Below are 7,492 nucleotides of genomic sequence, written 5' to 3'. Positions count from 1 at the left end.
CCTCGATCATCGAATCCGGCGTCGACCCGAGCCGCATGGCCGGCATCCGCGGCCAGCTGAAGTCGATCGGGCTGGAGCCCTATGACTGCCTCAGCCCCGGCCTGATGGACTATATCGCCACCTGGACGGCAAAGAAGTCGGGCGCCCTGGCGGCGTAATCCGCGTTGCCAGGCCCTGGAGGCGTTGTCTGCGCTGAAATCCCCGGGATGCGGCCGATGAGGCCGCATCCCTCGCAAGGCCCTCGAAGCATCTGAACTTGCCATTCATCCCGGCGCTGCCGTCGATCTTTCCGGCGGCTCGGGCACGCCTCCGGTCGGGCGAACCATCCTGCAACAATTCCTTCGGCCAGCATGCCGTCGACGGTCATTGGCGCGTCTGCCGGCGCCATCGGACCCGCTGCCGCTTCGCGCCGACGGTTCAAGCTCATCGGCCAAACTCAGCCCGCTGCTTCGGTTTCGGCGAAGCAAAGGACAGAAAAAGACTTCTTTTTGCGATCCGGCCCGGATGCTCTCTTGCGGGACCTAGAACAAGGCCCGCCTGGGAGGGCGACGCATAACAAGAGAGCGGCTGCCGAAACGACAGCCTGGCATACGCCACTCGAATGAGGCCGATGCCAGCAACAGCCATGGGGAACCACGACAATGAAGACATTCCGCAATTGCCTGATGACCGCGGTCGGCGCGAGCCTGCTGGGCCTGGGGCTAGCCGCTCCCGCCGACGCCGGGGCCATTCGTCTCGGCATGACCACCTGGGTGGGCTACGGGCCGCTGTTTCTCGCCCGCGACCTAGGCTACTTCAAGGAAGCAGGCGTCGACGTCGACCTGAAGGTGATCGAAGAATCGGCGCTCTACATGGCGGCTGTCGCCGGCGGTGATCTCGACGGCGCTGCCTCCACCGTCGACGAGCTGATGAAGTATCGCTCGGACGAGCTCTGCTTCAAATATGTGGTGGCGCTCGACGACAGCCATGGCGGCGACGGCGTCGTCACGCAGCCCGACGTCAAGTCGCTCAAGGATCTGAAGGGCCAGCAAGTGGCCTTGAACGAGGGCTCCATTTCCGAATTCTGGTTCAACGTGCTCTTGAAAAAGGAAGGCATGACCGAGGACGACGTCACCATCACCAACATGACCGCCGATGATGCTGCGACCGCCTTCATCGCCGGCCAGGTTCCCGCCGCAGTGACCTGGGAGCCGCATCTCACCGAAGTCCGCAAGGGCGGCAAGGGCAAGGTGCTGATCGATTCCACGACCACGCCCGGCCTGATCGTCGATGTGATCGCGCTCAAATGCGACCTGATCGAGAAGCATCCCGAGGACGTGAAGGCCCTCATCAAGGGCTATTACAAGGCGGTCGACTACATCAAGACCAACCCGGACAAGGCCTATGAGATCATGGCCAAGGGCATTGGCGGCTATCTCGAGAAGCCTGAGGATTTCGCGGCCGGCGCCAAGGGCGTGCGCTACTACGACCGCGCCCGCAACCTTGAATTCTTCGGCACGCCGGAGAAGAGCGAAGCGGCCGACCTGGTGAACTTCGCGCAGGACATCTGGGGCAAGGCCGGCAAGCTCAAGATGACGATCGACTCGAAAACCATCCTCGACACCGATTTCATCAAGGAACAGTGAGCTTTCGGGATCGCCAGGGTCGGCCCGCCGGGCCGATCCCGTTTTCTCAAAGCCAGGTTTTCGCGTTTAGATCTACGGAGGCCATCTTATGGCACAGAGGCGGACGGCGTGGACACGCCTGACGACCCCATTCGCCACCATTCCCGCCAGCACGGCAACAACGCTCGCGCTGGCGATGTGGGTGGTCGTGATCGGCGGCTGGGCGTTGCTGTCCTATGGCCGCGTCGTGCCGAACATGTTCCTGCCGACGCCCGGAACCGTGCTCGAGACGACCTATCGCATGTCGCTCGACGGCAGCCTTTTCTACCACACTTTGACCAGCGCCAAGGTGGTGATCCTGGGCTTCATCGTGTCCTCGCTGATCGCGGTGCCGCTGGGACTTTGGATGGGGACCTACCGGGCGGTGCAGGCGCCGCTGGAGCCGTTGGTCAACTTCATCCGCTATCTGCCGGTGACCTCCTTCGTGCCGCTGTTCATCCTTTGGATCGGCATCGGCATCGAGCAGCGCGTCGCGGTCATCTTCTTCGGCACCTTCTTCCAGCAACTCGTCATGATCTCCGATTGCGCGCGCAGCGTCTCCAGGGATCTGGTCAACGCCTCCTACACGCTGGGCACCAAGCGCAGCGAAGCGGTGTGGCACGTCATCTTCCCGGCAGCGCTTCCGGCGATCCTCGACACGCTTCGCGTCACCATGGGCTGGGCTTGGACCTATCTGGTCGTGGCCGAGCTCGTCGCGGCGTCGAGCGGCCTTGGCTACATCAGCCTGAAGGCGATGCGCGGCTTCCAGGTCGACGTGATCTTCATGGCGATCGCCGCGATCGGTCTTCTCGGCCTGATCACCGACACGGCATTCCGCATTCTCCGGGCAAGGGTCGCGCCATGGGCACCTTGATCTTGAACGCATCCTCGCAAACCGCAACCGGATCAAGGGTAGTGATGACCGAAACCGTCAAGGCGAACAATTTGGACGGCATGGCCTCCGCCAATGTCGATGCGCGCGCGGCCGGCACCACGATGGCCATCGAGGACGTGACATTGCGCTACGGCGACGCCAACGGCGTGCTGGCGCTGGACGATGTGTCGTTGAAGGTGGCCAGGAACGAATTCTGCGTCATCGTCGGTCCTTCGGGCTGCGGCAAATCCAGCCTGCTCTACCTCGCCGCAGGCCTCAACGACGCGACCTCGGGCACCATCAAGGTCGATGGCAGGGAAGTGATCGAGCCCGGCCCGGACAGGGGCATGGTGTTCCAGAGCTACACCCTGTTTCCCTGGCTCACGGTGCGCGCCAACATCGAGTACGGGCCGAAGCGCAAGGGGCTGCCCGCGGAGCAGCGCAAGCAGATCGTCGACCAGTATCTCAACGAGGTCGGCCTCGCGCCCTTTGCGGACCACTATCCAGCGCAGCTTTCCGGCGGCATGAAGCAGCGCGTGGCGATCGCGCGCGCCCTTGCCAACGACCCAGCGGTTCTCTTGATGGACGAGCCGTTCGGCGCGCTCGACAGCCAGACGCGCGGCACCATGCAGAAGCTGCTCCTGCGCGTCTGGGAGCGGCAGCAGAAGACGGTGCTCTTCGTCACCCACGATATCGACGAGGCGCTGGTGCTCGGCGACCGCGTCCTGGTGATGACGGCCCGGCCCGGCAAGATCAAGGCCGAGATCAAGGTCGACATACCCCGGCCGCGCTCGATGGACGTGATCCTTGAGCCCGACTTCATCGCGCTCAAGCGCCGTATCCTCGGCCTTCTGCACGACGAGATCGACGAGGATCACTAAATAGCCTCTCGACATAGGGTTTCTGAAAAGGTTGCAGGCTTGTAGGCGGCACGATTTTCATCGTCTATTTTCGTGAAATCAGCGCAGATGCTGGGGGTTGGCCGAAGCCTCTCAGCTTCGTCATCCACGGGCGGAGCGGGAGCGAAGCGGACGCGGGAACCCGAGGATCCATTCCGTGACCTTGGCCGAGGGATGCAGCGGGGCAGAATTCTGCACCGTCGCAGCGCCTCGATGTCACGGAATGGATTCTGCGCGCGTCGCTTCGCTCCTTGCTCCGCCATAGAATGACGACGTTCGGGAGGCTTCAGCCAATCCCAGACGTTTTCACCGAAACAGCGGTGGCCTATTTGCCCCCGTTCTGCGCCGAGCCGAGGATCATTTCGGAAGTCTTCTGCCCGATCATCATGCTGGGCGCGTTGGTGTTGCCGCCGATCAGCTTCGGCATGACGGAGGCATCCGCGACCCGGAGCCCGTCCACGCCACGCACCTTGAGCGTCGCCGGATCGACGACGGCCATGTCGTCGGTTCCCATCTTGCAGGTCCCGACCGGGTGATAGACGGTCAGCGCCTCGGCGCGCAGATAGGCGAGGATCTCGTCGTCTGTCTGGACATCCTTGCCAGGAAGCATCTCCTTGCCGCGCACCGCGTCGAACTCGGACGAGGCAAAAATCCGGCGCGCGATCTTGATGCCTTCGACCAGCACCATGGCGTCGTCTTCATGCGTGAAGAAGCGATGGTCGATCAGGACGTCGCGGCGGGAACTGTCGCGTGACAGCCTAATCTCGCCGATGCTTTTTGGCCTTAGCACGCAGGTGTGAATGGCGTAGCCATGGCCGTATTCGATCAGCCTGCCGCGATGGCTGCGATATCCGGGCACGAAATGGAACTGGATGTCGGGAAGGCCATTGGCGTGCCTGGTCTTGGCAAAGCCGCCGGCTTCGACATAGTTGGTGGTGAGCATGCCCTTGCGGTGCGCGAAATACTGGAAGGGCGCTGCCGCCATGCGCGGCAGGTTGGCGATCGACAGTCCGAGCGTCCTGGTGCTTCTGGAGCGCACGGTGATCATGCCGTCGACATGGTCCTGCAGGTTCTTGCCGACGCCGGGCAGATCGAGGACCGGCGCGATGCCGATCTGCTTGAGCTCGGCCGCCGGCCCGATGCCGGACGCCATCAGGATCTTGGGCGAGTTGATGGCGCCGGCCGAAAGCACGATCTCGCGGCTGGCCGAGAGCGTCTTTCGCTGGCCGTCGTGCCGCACGCGCAGCCCAGTGGCGCGCCCTTGCGCGACGGCAAGGTCGATCACCTCGCATTCGCTGAGCAGCGTCAGGTTCCTGCGATGAAGCACCGGACGCATGAACGCGCTGAAGCTGCTGAAGCGCTGTCCCCGATCCTGCGTGACGTTGTAGATGCCGAGGCCGAACTGGCTCTCGGCATTGAAGTCGGCGTTGGCGGGCAGGCCGGCGTTTTTGCCGGCCTTGACGAACATGCTTGAAAGCTCGTTCGGATCGCGCGGATTGTCGACCAGCAGCTCGCCGTCGCTGCCATGATAGCGCGGGTCCTGGCCGAGCAGATTGCGCTCCAGCGTCCTGAACACGGGCAGCACGTCGCGATAGGCCCAGCCGGCGCAGCCGAGCCCGGCCCACTCGTCATAGTCCTCGGCGGCGCCGCGAATATAGACCATCGAATTGATCGAGCTCGATCCGCCGAGCGCCTTGCCGCGATTGACCGGAATGCGGCGATTGTTGAGCTCAGGCTGCGGCACGCCGACGAAGCAATAGTCGTAGTTCGGGTTGCCGTAGAGCGAGAGGATGCCCGCCGGCACCTTGACCCGCAGGCTGTTGTCGCTGCCGCCGGCCTCGACCAGGCACACTCTGACCGACGGATCGGCGCTCAGCCGATTGGCGACCAAGCAACCGGCCGAGCCGGCACCGACGACGATGTAGTCAAATTCAGCCGCTTCCATCCAACCCCCAAGACGCGGTCTCAAGCCGCGGGTTCTTCCCAGACCGGTTTGCCGCCGACGATCGTCTTCAGCACCTTGATATCGGCGATCTTGTCCGGCTCGACCTGCAGCGGATCATCGGAAAGCACGATGAAGTCGGCGAGCTTCCCCGCCGCCAAACTGCCCTCGTCGTTCTCTCGGTGGCCGGCAAAGGCAGCCCCCAGTGTGTAGGCATGGAGCGCCTGCGCGACGGTGATCCGCTGCTGCGGGACCCATCCGGTTTCGGGCTGATGATCCCGGCTCTGACGCAGCACCGCATTGCGAATGCCGATGAGTGGATTGAGATCGACGATGGGCCAATCGGTTCCAAATGCGACGGCGCCTGAGGCCTCGATGATGGAGCGAACGGGAAAGGCGCGCGGCAGGGATGCGGAGCCGACGCGCGCCTCCCAAAGCCCTTCCATCCCGAGCCACTGGTCGCGCGGATAGATCATGGCGGGCTGGAAGCTCGCTATCGCTCCTGTCTCGGCAAAGCGCTCGATGTCGCGCGGGGTGGGTATTTCGCAATGCTCTACTCGCGGTCGACGCTGCCGCGAGCGTTCGCCATCCGCGGCGTAGGCATCGAGCGCCATTTCGATGGCCCCCGTTCCGATCGCGTGCGTCCAGACCTGAAAGCCTTCCTGCTGCGCGCGGCTGACGGCCGCGTTGTAGGCGGCTGCCTTCCACAGGCATGTTCCGGTTTCGCCCGGTTTGTCGGCATAGCCCTGGGGTATGAAGCCCGTGTGGGATTCCAGCACGCCGTCCAGGAAGAGTTTGATGACGCGCCCGTCGAGAAAGTCCGGGTCGAGGTCATCCCTCCACCCAGACACGCGCGCGATCACCTCGTCGAGATTTGAATCCGGATTTACAATGCTCGAAAGCGTGAAGCGCAGGCTCAGCTCATCGTTCGCGAATATCTCGGCCAGCAAGGGGACTGCTTCGTCATCCATCCCCGCGCTTTGGACCCGCGACAGTCCCAGACGGTTCGCTTCCTTTATGGCGCGGAGCAGCGCCGATCGCAGATCGGATTGCGAGGAATGGGGGACCAGCGCTTCAAACCTGGACCACGCCTTCTCCTTCAGCCACCCGGTCGGCTCACCGCTCGCGTCCCTGACGGTCTCGCCGCCTTCGGGATCGGGCGTGTCCCGCGTGATGCCGGCAAGCTCCAGCGCCTTGCTGTTCACCCAGGCCGCATGCGCCATGCCGGAGCGGAAGAAGACGGGGCGATCGGCGACGACTTGATCGAGAAGCGATTTGTGGAAGCCGCCTTCGGGAAGATCCGGGTAGCCGTAGCTGAACTCGCTGCCCACGATCCAGGCGCGGTCGGGATGAGCCTGCGCATAGGCCTTCAACCGGTCGAGGACTTCGCCGAACGTCTTTGCTTCCCGCAACCGCACCTCATCGAGGTATTTGCTTCCCCAGGCGAAATGCAGGTGGGAGTCGATGAAGGCCGGCATTGCGAACCGGCCTTGAAGATCGATGATTTCGGCATTCGCCGAGGCCTGCGCTCTGACGGAGGACCAAGAGCCGACAGCAGCAATGCGCTCGCCGCGAACCAGCATCGCCTCGGCAACGGGATTCGCCGGATCGACCGTATAGAGCGCGCCGTTTGTGTAAAGGGTCTCTCGCGCCATTTGACTTTCAGCGGCCATCGCTCTCATGCGGGTGATGAAGGCAAGGAACCACCGAATCCGAGACGGAAGAATAACTTTTTCCGGTACCCGTGCTTAGGGTTTGCCTAAGCCTGATCGATGTTCGGAGGCGGTACCGTCGACCTTGTCGTGGGAATCCGCAACCGCCCCGCGATCCCGTCTCAGCGTTTAGGGATAAGCTAAGCACTGACACATGAAATCATAATTTTCGCTCCGCCAGCCCGTCACTAAAAGCAAACCGGACCTCCATCGCAGCGGCGAAAGCCCCATCGGAAGAGACGTGGATATGTCGGTTGAGAAGATAGACACGCTCGTTGTCGGCGGTGGCCAGGCCGGGGTGGCCATGAGCGAGCATCTCAGCAAATGCGGGGTGCCTCATCTCGTGCTCGAGCGCGGCCGGATCGCCGAGCGCTGGCGCTCGCAGCGGTGGGACTCCCTGGTCGCCAACGGCCCGGCCTGGC

6 protein-coding genes and 1 pseudogene are annotated in these 7,492 nt (G+C 63.3%); 5 read left to right on the top strand and 2 right to left on the bottom strand.

All coding sequences use genetic code 11. The features are described 5' to 3' along the window. From EOD07_RS38540 to EOD07_RS15510, 4 genes and pseudogenes are all read left to right on the top strand, one after another. Window positions 1-158: pseudogene (locus tag EOD07_RS38540) on the top strand (aldehyde-activating protein); the annotation flags it as partial. A 483-nt stretch (window positions 159-641) separates the two neighbouring features. Beyond that, the gene (locus EOD07_RS15520; protein WP_127236102.1) at window positions 642-1,625 is read left to right on the top strand and encodes an ABC transporter substrate-binding protein; all 984 of its coding nucleotides are present in this window, start codon (window positions 642-644) and stop codon (window positions 1,623-1,625) included. Window positions 1,626-1,713: 88 nt separating this feature from the next. Further along, window positions 1,714-2,517 carry an ABC transporter permease gene (locus EOD07_RS15515; RefSeq protein ID WP_127236101.1) on the top strand — a complete coding sequence of 268 codons (804 nt, stop codon included), beginning with the start codon at window positions 1,714-1,716 and terminating at the stop codon, window positions 2,515-2,517. A 122-nt stretch (window positions 2,518-2,639) separates the two neighbouring features. Next, window positions 2,640-3,398: an ABC transporter ATP-binding protein gene (locus tag EOD07_RS15510; RefSeq protein ID WP_206519473.1), complete on the top strand. Its 759-nt coding sequence runs from the start codon at window positions 2,640-2,642 to the stop codon at window positions 3,396-3,398. Window positions 3,399-3,741: 343 nt separating this feature from the next. Here the strand turns inward: EOD07_RS15510 and EOD07_RS15505 are convergent, their stop codons facing one another. Together EOD07_RS15505 and EOD07_RS15500 are read right to left on the bottom strand one after the other, a co-directional pair. Next, window positions 3,742-5,361, bottom strand: a complete 1,620-nt coding sequence (locus EOD07_RS15505; protein ID WP_127236099.1) for a GMC family oxidoreductase N-terminal domain-containing protein — start codon at window positions 5,359-5,361, stop codon at window positions 3,742-3,744. 20 nt (window positions 5,362-5,381) lie between these two features. Further along, window positions 5,382-7,031 (bottom strand): amidohydrolase, encoded by a 1,650-nt coding sequence (locus EOD07_RS15500; RefSeq protein WP_164772271.1) that lies wholly within the window; start codon window positions 7,029-7,031, stop codon window positions 5,382-5,384. Between the two features lie 286 nt (window positions 7,032-7,317). On the opposite strand from EOD07_RS15500, the gene EOD07_RS38535 reads away from it, so the two are divergent. Beyond that, window positions 7,318-7,492: FAD-dependent monooxygenase (locus EOD07_RS38535; RefSeq protein ID WP_245470160.1), on the top strand; the 175-nt coding region annotated here is incomplete at its 3' end.

It is taken from the genome of Mesorhizobium sp. M2C.T.Ca.TU.002.02.1.1, assembly GCF_003997225.1.
This window is presented reverse-complemented; position numbering and strand designations above follow the sequence as displayed.

Excerpts from the sequence above, each read along its gene's own strand:
- EOD07_RS15520 (WP_127236102.1), top strand. The coding sequence starts at position 642 with ATGAAGACATTCCGCAATTGCCTGATGACCGCGGTCGGCGCGAGCCTG.
- EOD07_RS15515 (WP_127236101.1), top strand. The coding sequence starts at position 1,714 with ATGGCACAGAGGCGGACGGCGTGGACACGCCTGACGACCCCATTCGCC.
- EOD07_RS15510 (WP_206519473.1), top strand. The coding sequence starts at position 2,640 with ATGGCCATCGAGGACGTGACATTGCGCTACGGCGACGCCAACGGCGTG.
- EOD07_RS15505 (WP_127236099.1), bottom strand. The coding sequence starts at position 5,361 with ATGGAAGCGGCTGAATTTGACTACATCGTCGTCGGTGCCGGCTCGGCC.
- EOD07_RS15500 (WP_164772271.1), bottom strand. The coding sequence starts at position 7,031 with ATGGCCGCTGAAAGTCAAATGGCGCGAGAGACCCTTTACACAAACGGC.